19 protein-coding genes are annotated in these 15077 nt (G+C 44.1%); 8 read left to right on the top strand and 11 right to left on the bottom strand.

Translation table 11 applies throughout. The features are described 5' to 3' along the window. From ppdK to D6D85_RS10935, 5 genes are read left to right on the top strand one after another with little or no spacing between them, the layout of a single operon-like run. The gene (gene ppdK, locus D6D85_RS10955) at positions 1 to 2661 is read left to right on the top strand and encodes a pyruvate, phosphate dikinase (RefSeq protein ID WP_125672118.1); all 2661 of its coding nucleotides are present in this window, start codon (positions 1 to 3) and stop codon (positions 2659 to 2661) included. After that, a complete protein-coding gene (locus D6D85_RS10950; RefSeq protein ID WP_125672074.1) occupies positions 2662 to 3267 on the top strand; it encodes a hypothetical protein in 606 nt (201 codons plus the stop codon). Positions 3268 to 3319: 52 nt separating this feature from the next. Beyond that, positions 3320 to 3631: a hypothetical protein gene (locus tag D6D85_RS10945; RefSeq protein WP_125672073.1), complete on the top strand. Its 312-nt coding sequence runs from the start codon at positions 3320 to 3322 to the stop codon at positions 3629 to 3631. Positions 3632 to 3640: 9 nt separating this feature from the next. Continuing rightward, positions 3641 to 4693: a TIGR04084 family radical SAM/SPASM domain-containing protein gene (locus D6D85_RS10940; protein WP_125672072.1), complete on the top strand. Its 1053-nt coding sequence runs from the start codon at positions 3641 to 3643 to the stop codon at positions 4691 to 4693. A 31-nt stretch (positions 4694 to 4724) separates the two neighbouring features. Then, on the top strand, positions 4725 to 5318 hold the full coding sequence (locus D6D85_RS10935; protein WP_125672071.1) for an LUD domain-containing protein: 594 nt from the start codon (positions 4725 to 4727) through the stop codon (positions 5316 to 5318). Here D6D85_RS10935 and D6D85_RS16870 read toward each other — a convergent pair whose 3' ends face one another. The 8 genes from D6D85_RS16870 to D6D85_RS10900 form a co-directional block, all read right to left on the bottom strand. Then, positions 5319 to 5420, bottom strand: coding sequence for a hypothetical protein (locus D6D85_RS16870; RefSeq protein ID WP_237558833.1), 102 nt, complete (start codon positions 5418 to 5420; stop codon positions 5319 to 5321). Between the two features lie 4 nt (positions 5421 to 5424). Next, positions 5425 to 6054 (bottom strand): ornithine carbamoyltransferase, encoded by a 630-nt coding sequence (locus tag D6D85_RS10930; RefSeq protein WP_237558832.1) that lies wholly within the window; start codon positions 6052 to 6054, stop codon positions 5425 to 5427. Positions 6055 to 6150: 96 nt separating this feature from the next. Further along, the gene (locus D6D85_RS10925) at positions 6151 to 6597 is read right to left on the bottom strand and encodes a hypothetical protein (protein ID WP_125672070.1); all 447 of its coding nucleotides are present in this window, start codon (positions 6595 to 6597) and stop codon (positions 6151 to 6153) included. After that, entirely contained in the window at positions 6594 to 7337 is a 744-nt protein-coding gene (locus D6D85_RS10920; RefSeq protein WP_125672069.1) for a hypothetical protein, read from the bottom strand. The genes D6D85_RS10925 and D6D85_RS10920 overlap by 4 nt, the downstream gene beginning before the upstream one ends. Next, entirely contained in the window at positions 7334 to 8224 is an 891-nt protein-coding gene (locus D6D85_RS10915; protein WP_125672068.1) for an ABC transporter ATP-binding protein, read from the bottom strand. The genes D6D85_RS10920 and D6D85_RS10915 overlap by 4 nt, the downstream gene beginning before the upstream one ends. Next, positions 8221 to 9273 (bottom strand): hypothetical protein, encoded by a 1053-nt coding sequence (locus D6D85_RS10910; RefSeq protein ID WP_125672067.1) that lies wholly within the window; start codon positions 9271 to 9273, stop codon positions 8221 to 8223. The genes D6D85_RS10915 and D6D85_RS10910 overlap by 4 nt, the downstream gene beginning before the upstream one ends. Before the next feature lies 1 nt (position 9274). Continuing rightward, the gene (locus tag D6D85_RS10905) at positions 9275 to 9646 is read right to left on the bottom strand and encodes a hypothetical protein (RefSeq protein ID WP_125672066.1); all 372 of its coding nucleotides are present in this window, start codon (positions 9644 to 9646) and stop codon (positions 9275 to 9277) included. Between the two features lie 141 nt (positions 9647 to 9787). After that, entirely contained in the window at positions 9788 to 9988 is a 201-nt protein-coding gene (locus tag D6D85_RS10900; RefSeq protein WP_125672065.1) for a DUF433 domain-containing protein, read from the bottom strand. A gap of 174 nt (positions 9989 to 10162) precedes the next feature. Between D6D85_RS10900 and rbcL the strand changes: the two genes are divergently transcribed. Further along, positions 10163 to 11449: a type III ribulose-bisphosphate carboxylase gene (rbcL, locus tag D6D85_RS10895; RefSeq protein ID WP_125672064.1), complete on the top strand. Its 1287-nt coding sequence runs from the start codon at positions 10163 to 10165 to the stop codon at positions 11447 to 11449. Position 11450: 1 nt separating this feature from the next. Here the strand turns inward: rbcL and D6D85_RS10890 are convergent, their stop codons facing one another. Continuing rightward, complete coding sequence (locus D6D85_RS10890) at positions 11451 to 11948, bottom strand: adenosine-specific kinase (RefSeq protein ID WP_125672063.1); 498 nt, start codon at positions 11946 to 11948, stop codon at positions 11451 to 11453. Between the two features lie 87 nt (positions 11949 to 12035). Between D6D85_RS10890 and D6D85_RS10885 the strand changes: the two genes are divergently transcribed. Further along, positions 12036 to 13121 (top strand): NAD(P)/FAD-dependent oxidoreductase, encoded by a 1086-nt coding sequence (locus D6D85_RS10885; protein ID WP_125672062.1) that lies wholly within the window; start codon positions 12036 to 12038, stop codon positions 13119 to 13121. Here D6D85_RS10885 and D6D85_RS10880 read toward each other — a convergent pair. Together D6D85_RS10880 and D6D85_RS10875 are read right to left on the bottom strand one after the other, a co-directional pair. Further along, on the bottom strand, positions 13096 to 14091 hold the full coding sequence (locus tag D6D85_RS10880; RefSeq protein ID WP_125672061.1) for a Mur ligase family protein: 996 nt from the start codon (positions 14089 to 14091) through the stop codon (positions 13096 to 13098). The genes D6D85_RS10885 and D6D85_RS10880 overlap by 26 nt on opposite strands. Further along, positions 14088 to 14522 carry a hypothetical protein gene (locus D6D85_RS10875; RefSeq protein WP_125672060.1) on the bottom strand — a complete coding sequence of 145 codons (435 nt, stop codon included), beginning with the start codon at positions 14520 to 14522 and terminating at the stop codon, positions 14088 to 14090. Before D6D85_RS10875 ends, D6D85_RS10880 begins: the two co-directional genes overlap by 4 nt. Before the next feature lie 165 nt (positions 14523 to 14687). Here D6D85_RS10875 and D6D85_RS10870 point away from each other — a divergent pair. Next, the coding region (locus tag D6D85_RS10870) for a Glu/Leu/Phe/Val family dehydrogenase (RefSeq protein ID WP_272914441.1) at positions 14688 to 15077 on the top strand (390 nt) is incomplete at its 3' end.

Raw genomic sequence — 15077 nt, 5'->3', positions numbered from 1 at the left:
ATGAAGAGGGTCCTCACCTTTGAGGAGGGAGATTACGAGGATAACAAGCTGTTGGGAGGAAAGGGCGCCGGTCTTGCAATGATGACCCAGATGGGTCTGCCCGTCCCTCCAGGTTTCACCATAACGACAGAGGTCTGCAAGGAGTTCTACAAGAATGGAGAAAGGCTTCCTGATGGCCTAATGGATGAGGTGAAGGAGGGAATCAAGTACATAGAGAGAAAGACTGGAAAGAGGTTTGGAGATAAGGAGAACCCGCTTTTGGTATCGGTTAGAAGTGGAGCTGCTGTTTCAATGCCCGGAATGATGGACACAGTTCTAAACCTCGGAATAAATGATGAAATAGTAGAAGGTTTAGCTAAACAATCAGGAGACCTCAGGTTCGCTTACGATGCCTACAGAAGGTTCATACAGATGTTCGGACAGATAGTGCTCGGGATAGAGCATGAAAAATTCGAGAAGATAATGGATGAGGTGAAGGAAAGGTATAAGGCCAAGAGCGATGCAGAGCTTGGAGTGGAGGCATTAAAAGAGATTGTTGAGAAGTTCAAGGAGCTTGTAAAGAAGGAGAAAGGAGGATTTCCTGAGGATCCATGGAAGCAGCTGGAAATGGCTATAGAGGCCGTGTTTAGATCTTGGAACTCACCTAGAGCTGTATACTACAGGAAGGCAAACAAGATAACTCCGGATATAGCCGATGGAACAGCTGTAAATGTGGTTGCAATGGTATTTGGAAATATGGGGGAGAAATCTGCCACAGGGGTGCTTTTCACAAGGAATCCAGCTACAGGGGAGAATGAGCTGTACGGAGAGTATCTACCAAAAGCACAGGGGGAGGATGTAGTTGCCGGCATAAGGACACCGAAGGGCATAGAAGAGATGAAGAAAGAGTGGCCTGATGTTTATGAACAGCTCTATGATATGGCAAAGAAGCTAGAGAGGCTGAAAAAAGAGGTTCAGGACATAGAATTCACAGTGGAGAATGGGAAGGTATACCTGCTTCAGACCAGAAACGGAAAGATGAATGCCCTTGCAAGAGTTAGAACAGCTGTGGATATGTACAAGGAGGGCCTTCTCTCAAAGGAGGAGGCCATAGTGAGGGTAAAACCGGAGCACATACAGCAGCTTCTCTACCCAAGAATAGATGAGAAATCCAGACCAAAGCCAATAGCAAAGGGACTTGCCTCATCTCCGGGCGCTGTCAGCGGTCATGCCGTGTTTGATGCCGACACAGCTGTCAAATGGGCCGAGGAAGGAAAGGATGTGATTCTGGTCAGGGTGGAGACAAAACCTGATGATGTTCACGGATTCTATGCATCAAAGGGAATACTGACAAGCAGGGGTGGAATGACAAGCCATGCATCTGTTGTTGCTAGGGCAATAGGAAAGCCCTGTGTAGTGGGAGCTGAGAGCATAAAGGTGGATTATGACAGGAGATTGTTCGAGGTAAATGGAGTTGTGGTGAGAGAGGGAGATATAATAACAATAGATGGATTTTCAGGCGAAGTTTACCTAGGAAAAGTGAAAACTGTTGAACCCGAACTTCCAAGAGAGTTCTTCGAGGTACTGGAACTTGCCGATTCTGTGAGGAGACTGGGGGTCAGGGCAAATGCAGATACTCCTGAGGATGCCAGAATAGCGAGAAAGTTTGGTGCAGAGGGAATAGGTTTGCTGAGGACCGAGAGGATGTTCAGGGCTCCAGATAGGCTTGAGATATTCAGAAACGTTATAATGGCTTCTAGCAGCGAGGAGAGGGAGAAAGCCCTTGAAAAACTGGTGCCTCTGCTGAAGAAAGACTTCTTGGAGATGTTTGAGATTATGGAAGGACTTCCAGTTACCGTCAGGTTGTTCGATCCTCCTCTTCATGAGTTCCTTCCAAGCATAGAGGAGCTTCTCACCGAGATTTATGAGCTGAAAATGAGGGGAGAACATGAAAAAGCAAAGGAAAAGGAGAAGATGCTTAGCTTAGTGAAGAAGCTTGTGGAAGCCAATCCGATGATGGGACACAGGGGTGTGAGAGTCGGAATAACCCATCCGGAGATCTACAGAGCGCAGGTCAAGGCAATACTCGAGGCAGCTGCAGAGCTCATTATGAGAGGAAAGAACATAAAGGTTCAGATAATGATACCTCAAGTGGCAGATGTCAACGAGATAAAGTATGTGAAAGAGCACTGCATAGAGCCTGCTAGGGAGGATGTCGAGAAAAAATATGGGATAAAAGTGCCCTTCAAGGTAGGAACAATGATAGAAGTTGTCAGAGCATGCCTAACAGCTGATGAGATAGCCCAAGAGGCCGAGTTCTTCAGCTTTGGAACAAACGACCTCACTCAGGGAGTGTTCACATTCTCAAGGGATGATGTTGAGGTGAAGTTCATGGCAGACTACTTGGAGAAAGGCATACTTAAGTTCGATGTGTTCGAGAGAATAGATGAGAAAGGCGTCGGAAAGCTGATGGAGATGGCTGTCAAAATGGGAAGATCCACTAGACCCGATCTTGAGATAGGAATATGCGGTGAGCATGGAGGAGATCCCAGCTCAATACACTTCTGCCACAAAATCGGGCTAACATATGTCAGCGCATCTCCTATGAGAGTTCCTATTGCTAGGCTTGCGGCAGCTCATGCAGCTGCATATGAGAAGGGGATACTGCCATCGGTGTACTGAATGAGGCGTCAAGTAGAGGGAGTTCCTCCACGCAGGACGGATAGAGGCCTCATCTGGATACCATTCTTTGAGCTCAGAGGGAGAAGAAAAATATGGTTTGACGCCTATTTCTCCTCTTTTTTGGATAAGAAGATCAGAAGAGCAGCTTTGATGAAGAAGCCGGAGGGAACGTCTATCGTTATTCCATCTGAGAGGGATATTGTGCTGAGTCCATGCACAGAGGATGCTGAAAAGTTGATCCATGAATGCTATGCTGAGGCTATTGAAGTGATAAGATCGGAAAGAAGGAAGCTAAGAGAGAGCATTGGGATAACAAGGACTTTGGAATCAATAATAATTCCAGGAAGAAGGATATTGGAGCAAAGCAGGGATGTAGCAGAAGCTAACTGGTCAAAAGCTATAGTTGAAGAGGTTTTTGGACATGATATTCACTTAACCGTGGAGAGGGTAGTATGGGTCCCATTTTTGCTGGAAAAGGGAAAGATGCTGAGAGGAAGCGATGGAACTGAGGACAAGGCGTATACTGGGTTACTGGAACTGGATAAGACCTTCAGGGATGAGATAACCAAGCTGACAGGGGCTATTGCAGAAAGGAGAAAGCTATAGAGAGGGATAAACTCAAATTTCTCCACAAAAAGTATTAAAAATTTCCTTTTGATTGCTGGGTGTGAATGTCGGGGATCTTCTCAGAAAAGCATCCGAAGCTCTCGGCCCGAGCATACATGATGTGCTTAAATTCCATCTCAGGAAAAATCTAGGAGAGGATCCCTTCCTTGTTGTGGAGAAAAATCCAAGAAGATTTCTAGATGCTCTTATGCTGACAGCGGGAAGTGAAAATGCCGTGGTATATCTGAAGCTTCTCTGCATACAGTTGAATAAAATGGGTATAAATATAAATGAAACAGAATTCATAAATGCATTTAAGGAGAGGAAGCCCGATAAGCTCAAAAAAGCACTCGGATTGACCTAAGGTGTCAGAATGCTTTACTTTCTGATGACAACGGGAAAATGTAACCTGAAGTGCTCTTATTGTGGTGGGAGCTTTCCTGAAGCTGTCGTTCCTTGGAGAGAGCAGTTTTCATTGGAAGATCTGGAGGAGTTTATAGAGCCAAACTCAACAATAGCCTTCTATGGAGGTGAGCCCCTTCTAAACTCAGCCCTCATAAAGAGGGTGATGGACAGAATAGAGGCCAGGTACATAATCCAAACAAACGGAATTCTAGTGAGAAAGCTTGATCCCAGTTACTGGAGGAGGATGGACACAGTTCTGCTGTCGATAGATGGAAGAGAGGAAACAACAGATTTTTACAGAGGAAAGGGAGTGTATAGAGCTGTTATTGAAGCAGCTAAATTCATAAGGAAATCCGGGTTCTCAGGAGATTTAATAGCAAGGATGACAGCATCAGAGGAGACAGATATCTGCAGCAATGTAACTCATCTCCTCTCGCTCGGGATATTCGATCATGTTCACTGGCAACTGGATGTGATCTGGAGCGATAGGTGGAGGAATTTCGAAAAGTGGTCCCACAGTTACATGAAGGGCTTGAAAAAGCTCATGGATTTATGGATAGCCAACATGAGGGAAGGAAGAGTGCTAGGAATAGTGCCATTTCTCGGAATATTTAAAGGTATACTAGAAGGTGGGCTTCAAGCCCCGCCATGTGGAGCGGGCAAGGATGCCCTTGTCATATCCACAGATGGAAGAATACTGGCCTGTCCTATAGCTGTTGATGTAGAATGGGCTTGCTTAGGGGATATTAAATCAGGGATTACGAGAAAGCCTCCTGAAATAGGAGATCCGTGCATAAAATGCGAGTACTTCAGGTACTGTGGTGGAAGATGCCTCTACGCTCACTTGGAGAGGATGTGGGGTGATGAGGGATTTAACTCTGTGTGCAGAATCACAAAGTATACGATAGATCTTGTGAGGAAAAACTTCAACAGGATAATGGATCTTGTATCGAGTGGGATTGTGAGAAAGGAGGATCTGATCTACCCCAAGTACAATAACACAACTGAGATAATACCTTAAGGTTTATTAGCTGTTTCTATCAGGATATGGGATGGATTACGAGTTAGCGAAGAAGAAGTTTTATCTCGAGCTCTGCAATTCAATGGAACAGGCTTTAAAGAGCAGGGGCTGGAGGACAAGGGTATTTGAGAGACTGGAGGATGCAAAAGAAGCTATTCTTATGGAGATACCTGAAGGGGCATCTGTAGGAATACCTGGAAGTGTGACAGCGAGACAATTAGGCTTAATAGATGCTCTGAAGCAAAGAGCAAGGGTATTTGAGCACTGGACAAGCCCTGATACAGCAGATGAGATGAGGATTATGGAGACAAGAGCAGATGTGTTCATATCAAGTGCTAATGCAGCATCCTTAACGGGGGAGATAGTTGTGTTGGATGCCACTGGAAATAGGATAGTGGGCTCCACTCTCGGGCCAAAGAAGATAATATTTCTGCTTAGCGCAAACAAGATAGAGAGGGATCTAAACTCAGCCCTTCAGAGGGCTTGGTGGAAAGCCGTTGAGATAAATGCAATCAGGCTTGGAGTGGATCCAAAGAGCATACTGAACTTCACCTTAATACTTCATGGTCCTCCGAGGAAAGCTGAGAGTCTAGTTGTTCTCATAGCAGATGAGATGGGATACTGATCAGATTCCAGGATTCTCAGCCATCGTCAATGCAAGCACTGCTGCTTTTGAGTAGAGGTTGTTCTCAGCCTGTTCGTATATAGCAGAGTTTGGTCCATCCATGACATCATCTGTAGCTTCCTCCCCCCTGAACACTGGAAGAACATGCGTCACTATGGCCCGTGGCTATCAATATCTCCTCCTGTATGCTGCATGGACCTCTCAGCCTACTGGAATAAGCCCACATCACGGTGAACTTCTTTCCCTTCAGCTCACCAAGCCTCTCCTGTACTGTCATTATGTCCCCTATTCCCTGAGTTGGATGAAACATGTCATCAGCCATGTTTATCACCGGCTTCTTCGATGCCTTTGCATACTCTCTCACTACCTTGTTTCCCTCTCCATACTTGAAGTCTATAATCTCATCGAGTATTCTGACACCTATCCCATCTCCATATGCCTCGTACATCTTTGCAACATCCTTTGTAGCTTCTCCGGCCTTCAGTCTGGTGGTGCTCACATCTATATAGGCAGCATGGCCCCCAAGATAGGTCATTGCCGATTCAAAAGCAGCTCTTGTCCTCGTTGATGATGCATAAAAGACCATGAAGAAAGTCTTCTTCCTGAGTATATCTGGCCAAGGTTTTCCCATCCTGCTCAGCTTCTTCAGCTCTTTAGCTATTCTTAGGGCTTCATGTAACTCATCCACAGACCAATCTTGGGTTGTTATTAAATCTCTACCGTATAACCTCACCATCTCGATCCCCTTTGGAAAAAGAGCAACAAGATAAAAATAGATTCCAGTTAATTTAATAAAAATCATGAAAGTGAAGTATACTTAGAATACTAGTGCTCACTCTCTATACTTAAGGAAGATAAGCAGTCCTGCACAGGATATAATCAAAGCTTCGAGGATAGCAGACCAGTCTGGATCCCCCATTCTGGTCACCTCGTAGGCAATGTCTGTACTCTGATCATAAAAGCTTCTTATAGATAGAATATGCCAGCCTCTCCCGCTTGGGTGCACTTCGATCATGAGAGGTCCTCCTAGGCTTCTGTTGATCTCCGTCCTTCCGTCTGGGCTCATTAAAATAAATGATCCATTGAATCCATCTGGAGCAAGTATCCTAACTATATGCCCTGTTCCTAATAGGTATATCTTGCTGTATAAAACCTCTCCTTCAGAAAGGGATACTCGAGATGCAGCCGTTGTCTGGGTTATAACAGGATTAAAGAGAAGTCCGACGGAAATAGAGATACCAAGGGAAATTAAAAAGGAGCCCACTCTTCTGAGATTCATGCTTCCACCCTTCTCTCAAAGTAATAGCATGAAACTCCTACAAGTAGCAGAGATATGCCCCACTTAACAGCGATCAGCTTTATTGTCTCATTGGAAGGAGAAGTTATCACCTCGAAAGTATATGGCATGATTATCCAAGAGAGAAATGTCGCCCGTGCTATGAAGTAGAGACCCATCAAGAAGAGAAATGAAGAGATAGTCGAGAGGAAGGAGTTCTTCCCTAGAACAGAGAGCAAGGTCGATATGCTGAGCGGTAGTGCTATTTCAGTTAATATAAATATTATAACTTTCGCCATAGAGGGAGAGAGAACTGTGATAGCCCAACCTGCCGGATCGAGAAACAAGAGGCAAACAACTACTGCTGTGATAATCGAAAGAAATAACAGGAGAAATGCAGCGAGAAACTTTGCCATAAAAATAGATGTTCTTGTGACCGGAAGGGAGAACTCATCCCTGAGATACCCCGCCTCTAGGGCCCTCGTGAAAAGAGTTGCTGCGAGGACAGCTGAAATCAGAAATATTATGATTGGTTGTGGCACTATAATGCTCCAAGCTAGCTCCACATGAAGCCAGTATTTTCCCTCTAAAGCCCTTAGACACTGACTTTCCACTGTATACATGTTCCCCATGAAGCTGAGCATTGCAGTGAAGGAGAAAAATCCAACTAAAATCTCTAATACCGGATATCTCGATACAGAACTCAGCTCCCACACGATCTCCTCCAAGAACTCCTTTCTCATCTATCATCACCTCTCACCATCAGGAAGAGCTCCTCCAGAGTGGGAGGTCTCAGCTCAAGATCCCTCGGAATTCTGCCCCCATTTTTTACATAATCAGAGATTCTATTAACCAAGCTATCAATGCTCGTTGATCTGACAACAACAGTATCCCCCTCTACCTCGACAGTAAAGCTCTTTTTTAGGAATTCAATGAGCTCTGGGGCCTCTTTTCCGCTGAAAGATAGAGTAAATGGGCCCATTTTTCTCATCTCCTCCATAGATCCCTTCATCAGAATTTTTCCTTCATTCAAAAATATAATATGTTCACAGATTTTCTCTAGCTCAGGGAGTATGTGGCTGGATATGAAGAAGGAAATTCCATCCCCTTTCAGCTTTGCTATCGCTCTTAGTAGCCTAAATCTTCCTATGGGATCAAGATTTGCTGTGGGTTCGTCCATTATGACAAGCTCTGGGTCACCAACAAGGCATGCGGCTATCGATATTCTCTGGGTCATGCCTGCTGAGTAGCCCGATATCGACCTGTCCAAGTAGTCTAGATCTAGGATCTCAGACACTCTCCTTATCTGGTTCTCGATGTCCTCCACCCCCTTAACTTTGCACACATGCTCAAGAAACCTCTTCCCTGATACCCATGTTGGAGGTTTTGGCTTTTCATGGAGGACTCCCACCTTTTTAAGAACCCCTCTGTCGCTCCATACACTCTTTCCTAGCAAATATGCCTCGCCTGAATCCTGCCTAGCTAAGCCCGTTAATATTCTTATGATGGTCGTCTTCCCAGCACCATTCGGCCCTATCAACCCAGCTACTCCCCCTGAGAACTCAAAGGAAACTCCATCAAGAGCCTTCACTTTTCCATAGCTCTTTCTTAGCTCTCTGACCGAGATCATCTGAACACCTTCCTCTGTATCATTAGAACAAGAACAGCCGCTATAATCATTGCCATGGCAACCAAAAAGTACAGATTACTGAGCAGAATTCCTCCTCTGCCTCCGGTGTTCTGCTGTCCATATGCTCTTATCAGCTCAAATCCCACGGAGTCACCTCTCATGGATTCATTATTATCCATACACATAATATATACAATTCCGAATTTATTATATAAAACTGGATCAACATATCCTCCCACCCTGCTCCCCACAAGCATACCATCTGGGGAGTACACATATGAGATGGGCGGAAAATAGAACAGAAGAGGAAATGGAAAGTACTTTTTCTTAAGCTCATTACTTATTTCATCAATATTACCAGTAATAGCTATATATTCTCTATCTAGGCTCGCCAGATCGGTTCTGAACCTATCATTGGATGGGAACATCCTCCACATCACCGTTGTGTTCCCCAGCCATCTCATGAGAAACTCCTCCTTGCTTTCGCTCAATGGGTATCTAGCAACGTTTATCCATGGCACCCATCTCCCCAGCTCTTTTCCATCATCGTATACAATTCCGCTATCTACATTAAGAAGAAGGTCAAATGATCTGTTCAGGGTTAGGTTTCCAAGCAAGGTGACGCCACAATCGCTGCAGTTCACTCCTTCCACTAACACTCTTGCATTAGAGTAGTTTACTCTCCTTATAAAGGATAGATCCCCTACTTTAGCCATTTCTATTGCCTTCCTGTCCTTATAGATCAAGAAGTTTGTCTCGAGGAATAAATTCACATGAACCCTCGCCACACCCTTGCTTCTGTTCACTATGATCCATTCATATAAAACCCTTACATGTCCGGGGATGAAGCCCTCTCCCTCTACAAAGGTAGATTGTTCCGTATAACCGTTATCATCGAAAACCAAGGTGCAGGTGGAGTTCTCCCCTCCAAACTCTATCACCCCTCCATATCCAACTGGAAGGACACTCTCCTCACCTAAAACCTTAACATTGGGTATCAGAAGAAAAAATAGTAAGAGAAGGGGAATTTCCCTCCTTAACAAGGGCATCCTATCCCCTTATCTCAGCCTTTGTGCATACAACACCCCAGTCAGGAGAATTGAGGTTATAAGCCACACAATATTCAGTATAACCATACCAGCCAGAATAACCGCATCTATCCCCTTGGCGAGTTATTCTTCCGTCACAGGGTGGCCAGTAACACTCTGGATATCCATTATGATCAAAATCACATACGTAGCCAGTTCTGAGATCTCTCCAAGCACCTACATGAGCATTGGCACAAGCAAAAACAGTAGGAGGGATTAATGATTTAGCACAATTCCTTGTATTTTGCTGGATATACTGGACTCCTTGTTGTGGAAGGATAACTCCGCTTGCAAGGAGCAGGATGCCCAAGGCAAGCACAGCCTTTGCTCCCACGCAATCCCCCAGTATTAAGGGATAAGTCTAAATATAAACCTTTATTTTTTTTAAAAAAATATTAAACAATTACCGCTGGAAGAATATTTTCCTAAAAACTGTCTTAAAAATAGCGATAAATTTCCTTGAGGCTAAAAGTCTTTAATACTTGGCGGCCCACTCTAGGGCCTCTTTTATCATTTCCTTGCTCAAGCTAGGGTAATAATCTCTTATTATCTCCTCAGGAGAAACTCCTGCCGCTATAAGTTCTATCACATCGCTAACCAGAATTCTGGTGCCTCTGAAGGTGGGCTTTCCATGGCATATCTCATCATCTATGACTATATATCTTCCGATCCTCATAATAAATCTTAACTAGAAGAAGGATATTTAAGGTTTCTAGGGTAGCATATGCTTTTTATGGATATTCAAACTTATTAAAGAAATCTCCTTAGAGCTTATTCTCTAAAAACAGTAAAACCAAAAAATCCTTTAGATTAAAAGTCAAGCTTATAAATACCATGAGCTTGGGCTCGTATGGCCTATTCCGGATTTGTTGATCTCTCTCATATCCCAGAGGAGGATGAGCTAGTAGCTCTCTTTTATGTGGAGCCAGCTGAGGGAATAAGTGTTGAAGAGGCAGCTGCAAGAGTTGCTTCTGAGAGCTCGAATGGAACTTGGACAGATCTTCCCACTATGAGCGAGAGGATAAGGAAGCTGAGCGCTAAGGTCTTTAAAATAGATGGAAAGTGGTTCTTAGTATCCTATCCAGTTGAGCTATTTGAGCTAGGAAATATGCCTCAAATATGGAGCTCTATAGCTGGAAATATATTTGGCATGAAAGCTGTTTCAAGGCTGAGGCTTGAGGATGTATTCTGGCCTAAAGATATTGTAAGATCATTTAAAGGGCCAAAATTCGGCCTGAACGGGGTAAAAAATATTATGAAAGTCGAGAAAAGGCCGATACTGGCTACAGTTCCGAAGCCAAAGGTTGGGATGACATCAGAGGAGCAGGCGGAAGCTGCATATGAGATCTGGTGCGGTGGGGTTGATCTGCTCAAAGATGATGAGAACCTCACCTCACAGAGCTTTAACAGATTCGAGAGGAGGATAAGGCTGATGATGGAGATGAGAAGGAAGGCTGAAAAGGAGACCGGAGAGAAGAAGTCCTATCTGGTGAACATAACAGCTCCATATGAGGAGATGAAGAGAAGGTTGAGGCTCGTTGCTGATTATGGAAATGAGTTCGTGATGGTGGACATACTGACAGCTGGCTGGTCTGCTCTTCAGTCAATCAGGGATCTGGCTGAGGAGAATGGGCTTGCATTACATGCTCATAGGGCCTTTCATGCAGCATTTGACAGAATAAGGGAGCATGGGGTATCGATGAAAGTAGTTGCTGAAAGCGCAAGGTTGATTGGAGTTGATAATATCCACATAGGCACTGTGGTGGGAAAGCTCGAATCCCCACTAGAGGAGGTTATGTCCCTCATAAGGATAATAAGGGATGAGAAAGTTGAGGAGAACTGGGATATGAAGCTTCTGAGAAAGGACTGGCTTGATATAAAGCCAGTTATGCCAGTTAGCTCTGGAGGCCTTCATCCGGGCTTGATACCTGAGATAATGAGGATATTCGGAGGGGATGTGATAATACAAGCAGGAGGAGGAGTTTTAGGCCATCCAGATGGACCAAAAGCAGGAGCTAAAGCCCTTAGGCAGGCAATGGAGGCAGTGCTTGAGGGCGTGGATTTGGAAGAGTATGCTAAAAAGCATCAGGAGCTCAGAAGAGCGCTTGAAAAATGGGGTTATATGAAGCCCGTTTGATCTATGGATATCTGCTTTTATATCCTATTTTCCTGAGAAAGTCCATTCTTTCTCTTTTGTTGTTTTCATCCTCCACTCCAAGCGGAGTCTCCCCATCTATGACTCCAAGAACACCCCTTCCATCACCCACATCTATCACGGCTATTTTCAGCTTATTGGCAGTTGCAGCATAAACACAGGCAACTTCACTTAACCCCTTTATCCTGTTGAGGACGTTTATGGGCCATGCATCCTTTATTATCACCACAAATACATGACCAGCACCTATTCTTTTAGCCCTTTCTACAGCTTCTTTTTCAAGGTCTGGATCGTTTCCAGCGTGCCTTATCAACCTAGGACCTGAGGACTCATTGAATGCTATCCCGAACTTTATCGATGGGCATGACTCAACCAAAGTCTCGTAAAGATCCTCAACGGTCTTTATGAAGTGCGTCTGTCCAACTATTATATTGGTTCCCTCAGGAGGGCTCACATCAACTATCTCTATCCGCCACTGCATAGGGTTTTTTGCTATTATCAACATAAATACTTTACGCCTGATCATCCGACCTAAAAGTTTTTAATAACTTCTTGGAAGCTGTATGGAATGTCCTATCAGGTTGCAGTGATAGGAGCGGGACCATCAGGCTCAATAGCAGCCTATATATTGGCTGAGAAAGGATATAAAACAGTGCTTCTGGAGAGAAAGAAATTTCCTAGAAAGAAGACTTGTGCAGGTGGTCTAACTTACAAAGTTGAGGGACTGCTTAAATCCATAGGAATAGAGATGAGCGAGCTTCCGATAGAGAGAGTTTTCGAGAGAGTGAAGGTAATGGGATATGGCAAGGAGATAGAGGTTGAGATGGATCCATGGGTGATATCCACTACAAGCAGGAGCTTATTCGATAAAAGTCTAGTCGATATTGCTGTCTCCTCCGGAGTTAACTTTCTAGATGGAAGTCCTGTCACTGAAGTGAGGAGAAAAGATGGAATTTTCGAGCTTCTAGCAGGATCCAAACTCGAGGCAGAGAGGCTTGTAATAGCTGAGGGAGCTGTTCCTCTTATATCAAGAAAGCTCGGTATTAGAAATTTCTGGCCAAAAGGAGAGGTAATATTCGCGCTAGAGGCTGAGAGAAAGGGAGATTTCAAGGATATAGAGTTCAGGATGGATGCCGTGGAGATGGGATATGGATGGGTCTTCCCTAGAAATGGAAAAGCCAGTGTTGGAGTCGGGGGAATGTCAAATCCAGCTGAGATAAGAAGAAGATTTCAGGAGATGTTTGGCTCTGATGGAATCTCAGCTGGGATGATACCGATAGTGGGAAACAGGAGATTGGAGGCTGAGAGAGTGTACCTAATTGGGGATATAGCGGGTCTGGCTGATCCTATGACAGGAGAGGGAATATACTATGGGATGAAAAGCGCGGTTGAGGCTGCTAGAGCATTGACTGAGGGAAAGAGTTACGAGGATTTGATGAAACCAATTATAGAGGATTTATCCCTCAGAAGAAGGGTAGCATCCATAGTTCTCCCCAAGATGAGGAGGTTCTTCCTCCTCATGGTCGATAAAGAGGAGATAGCTGAGAGATTTACTTGGGCCTCTGCCGGAAAGATTTCATTCAGGGATTTCATAAAATGGGTTGTATTCAGATTTCCAAGCTTGGTTCCTAGCCTTTTGAGAGCTCTTCTATGAGGATGTCTGCCATTTTCGTCCTTCTGTTAACAAGAAGGACAAGAAGCAATCCCTCCCTTGCCACAAAATCGATTATCTCATCAGCGGATGAGGGATCCTCCTTGACCTTAATGGCCTTATCTCCTATAAATCTGGCAACAGAGCTCGAGGCAGGACCGCTCACGAATATCCTTCTCACCCAATCCAGCTTGGAGAAATCCCTGAGAAAAACGGAGAAAACAGCAGTTCTGTCCCTTCTATCTCCTCTTAAGTTGGCAGATATCGCTATCTCCATGTTGTACTTTTTTCTGAGATAGTTCAGGACTATCTCAGCGCTATCAGGATCGTTTATCTTAGCTCCATTGTACCAAAAAAGACTCCTGCTTTTTCTAGCACTGAACATCTCATCCAATCTCTTAAGCATATCCCTCTTCTCATCATAATCCATTCTCTCACCAAAAACATGCATTAGGACTGCTTCTGCTATTCCAACAGTTTCCGAGCCAGGAATTTCGTAATCCTCAGCCTTTACATAACTTGCTCCAATTTTTTCAGCCCCCTTTTTCAGTATTTCTCCTATTTCCTGCCTTTTCTCTCCACTTATCACAGTTTTTATCGATTTGACAAAGGATGAGCAGAAGGATCTGGCTATCTCCTCTCTTTTTTCACCCAAGAATTCGGTGTGATCCAGTCTCACATTTGTTATTATGACGATATCGGGCTTTACCATCAAATTGAATGCTCTCATCGTATAGGGAGTTATTGCTTGGTTCTCTACTATTATTATATCATAATTAGATTTAATAATATCAAGGTTCTCATACAAAACAGATCTCGGTCTCTCCGCTATCTCCCTCTCGGTATTATCCCTCACTACCGCCCTCTCTCCTGTGGTTTTCGATATAACACTCAATCCCCTCGATCTTAGCATGTCATGCAGCATGTTAACAGTGGTCGTTTTTCCTCTTGTCCCTGATACCGAGATCCTCATAGAAACAACCTCATGAGAGAATATAGGGTGTATGATAAAAGAAAAGTAATCACGAAAAGAAGGGCAGTTCTTGCTTGATCCCTGCTTGAATGGGCATCATATGCCATCTGTCCAGAGAGAGTGCCCAGCAGGATGGAAAGAGAATCGGATGCTGTTATAGAGTATGGGAGCATTATTGTGGCTGATAGGATAAGTTGTATGTGGAAAACTCTCATACCATACACCAGAAATCTCCTGAAAATCAACTCACCTACTAGAAGAGAGATAAGAAATGATAGCAAAAACAAAATGCCAAATGCAGGTCTCTCAAAGGAGTATATTGCTCCAACAACTGGATAGGGAACTAAGTTCCTTATATTCCATCTTCTATAAGCTAGATAAGATGCAGATGTTGCTAACAGCACCAACAGGTACTCAGGTAGCATAGTCATTCGGAAAGAAGAACTTGTATTTTACAGTATCTGTTATAGATTTGCCTTGTTATAGGAACGATGTAAAATAAATTTAGTAAAAAAATAAATTTGGTAAGTCCATCTAAGGAAAAACTTTTAAGCTATAGAGGTATTAATTTCTTGGCCTCAAGAGGAGGGGTTATTATGGCGGAGAAATTAAATCCTTGGTTAAATGCCCTAAAGCAGTTGGATAAGGCTGCAAAGGCCATAAACTTGGATCCGGGCTATCATCAGATCTTAGCTCATCCAAAAAGAGTCCTAGAAGTGGGGCTTCCTGTAAAAATGGATGATGGCTCGATAAAAGTCTTTATGGGATGGAGAGTGCACCACAACGATGCAAGAGGTCCATGCAAAGGAGGGATAAAGTATCACCCGAACACAGATATGGATGAGGTAAAAGCCCTAGCGATGTTGATGACTTGGAAGACAGCTGTTGTGGACATACCCTATGGAGGTGCTAAAGGAGGGGTAAGGGTTGATCCAACTAAGCTCAGCAAGGCTGAGCTTGAGAGATTGACTAGGAGATATGCTTAT

The organism is Candidatus Methanodesulfokora washburnensis (assembly GCF_003947435.1).
Classification (GTDB): domain Archaea; phylum Korarchaeota; class Korarchaeia; order Korarchaeales; family Korarchaeaceae; genus Methanodesulfokora; species Methanodesulfokora washburnensis.
This window is presented reverse-complemented; position numbering and strand designations above follow the sequence as displayed.

Bases quoted from the DNA above. Each gene is read 5' to 3' on its own strand.
- D6D85_RS16870 (WP_237558833.1), bottom strand. From the start codon at position 5,420: ATGGATGGACCAAACTCTGCTATATACGAACAGGCTGAGAACAACCTC.
- rbcL (WP_125672064.1), top strand. From the start codon at position 10,163: ATGGCCTATTCCGGATTTGTTGATCTCTCTCATATCCCAGAGGAGGAT.
- D6D85_RS10950 (WP_125672074.1), top strand. From the start codon at position 2,662: ATGAGGCGTCAAGTAGAGGGAGTTCCTCCACGCAGGACGGATAGAGGC.
- D6D85_RS10925 (WP_125672070.1), bottom strand. From the start codon at position 6,597: ATGAATCTCAGAAGAGTGGGCTCCTTTTTAATTTCCCTTGGTATCTCT.
- D6D85_RS10940 (WP_125672072.1), top strand. From the start codon at position 3,641: ATGCTTTACTTTCTGATGACAACGGGAAAATGTAACCTGAAGTGCTCT.
- D6D85_RS10910 (WP_125672067.1), bottom strand. From the start codon at position 9,273: ATGCCCTTGTTAAGGAGGGAAATTCCCCTTCTCTTACTATTTTTTCTT.
- ppdK (WP_125672118.1), top strand. From the start codon at position 1: ATGAAGAGGGTCCTCACCTTTGAGGAGGGAGATTACGAGGATAACAAG.
- D6D85_RS10890 (WP_125672063.1), bottom strand. From the start codon at position 11,948: ATGCAGTGGCGGATAGAGATAGTTGATGTGAGCCCTCCTGAGGGAACC.
- D6D85_RS10930 (WP_237558832.1), bottom strand. From the start codon at position 6,054: ATGGTGAGGTTATACGGTAGAGATTTAATAACAACCCAAGATTGGTCT.
- D6D85_RS10900 (WP_125672065.1), bottom strand. From the start codon at position 9,988: ATGAGGATCGGAAGATATATAGTCATAGATGATGAGATATGCCATGGA.
- D6D85_RS10935 (WP_125672071.1), top strand. From the start codon at position 4,725: ATGGATTACGAGTTAGCGAAGAAGAAGTTTTATCTCGAGCTCTGCAAT.
- D6D85_RS10885 (WP_125672062.1), top strand. From the start codon at position 12,036: ATGTCCTATCAGGTTGCAGTGATAGGAGCGGGACCATCAGGCTCAATA.
- D6D85_RS10920 (WP_125672069.1), bottom strand. From the start codon at position 7,337: ATGAGAAAGGAGTTCTTGGAGGAGATCGTGTGGGAGCTGAGTTCTGTA.
- D6D85_RS10880 (WP_125672061.1), bottom strand. From the start codon at position 14,091: ATGAGGATCTCGGTATCAGGGACAAGAGGAAAAACGACCACTGTTAAC.
- D6D85_RS10915 (WP_125672068.1), bottom strand. From the start codon at position 8,224: ATGATCTCGGTCAGAGAGCTAAGAAAGAGCTATGGAAAAGTGAAGGCT.
- D6D85_RS10875 (WP_125672060.1), bottom strand. From the start codon at position 14,522: ATGACTATGCTACCTGAGTACCTGTTGGTGCTGTTAGCAACATCTGCA.